This is a genomic window from Vaccinium witches'-broom phytoplasma str. VAC (assembly GCF_000309405.1).
Lineage (GTDB): Bacteria > Bacillota_I > Bacilli_A > Acholeplasmatales > Acholeplasmataceae > Phytoplasma.
On record NZ_AKIN01000168.1, the window covers coordinates 1 to 632 of the forward strand.

Below are 632 nucleotides of genomic sequence, written 5' to 3' on the forward strand. Positions count from 1 at the left end.
TTTTTTTATGTTATTATTAAAAAAGTTAATAAATAGTTTGAATATTGGAATTTAATTAAATTGTTTATTTTAATGGTTCCATTTTAGTGGTTCGCTGAGATTTTATAAAAGGAAAAGGATTGTAATTTTGAAAAAAAAACTAATTTATTCTTTTTTGTTAATTTTACTTTTTATTTTTTTCTATTTTATTTTTCTCTATTTTAGAGATAATAGGAAGTCAAAAAATAAAGAAATATTTTTAGATGATGAAACACTTATAGAACAAAAAAATACAAAAATTGATGGATTATCAAGATTAAACGAATATTATAATACATCATTTTCATTGAAAAAAAATGATATAAAAAACAAAATTTCTGAATTAAATATTGAAATTCTTGAATTAGATGATAAAATTTCTGAATTAAATATTGAAATTAATAAATTAAATATTGAACTTCGTGAATTAGATAATGAAATGGATCAATCGAAAAAACTTATACATAAAGAGACCGAATCGCAAAAACAAAGAATAATTGCAAATATTAAAGAGAAAGAGATTGAATTACAACAAAAAAATAATATTTTAATAAATCGCAAAGATCGGAAGAGCGGTTCAGCAGGAATGCCGAGACCGATATCGTATGCCGTCT

Annotated in this window: 1 protein-coding gene; it reads left to right on the forward strand. The window is 21.4% G+C overall.

The window, feature by feature from the left end:
• Positions 1-325 precede the first annotated feature (325 nt).
• Positions 326-632, forward strand: a 307-nt coding sequence (locus RI68_RS03850; RefSeq protein ID WP_222813014.1) for a hypothetical protein, incomplete at its 3' end; no start/stop codon positions are given.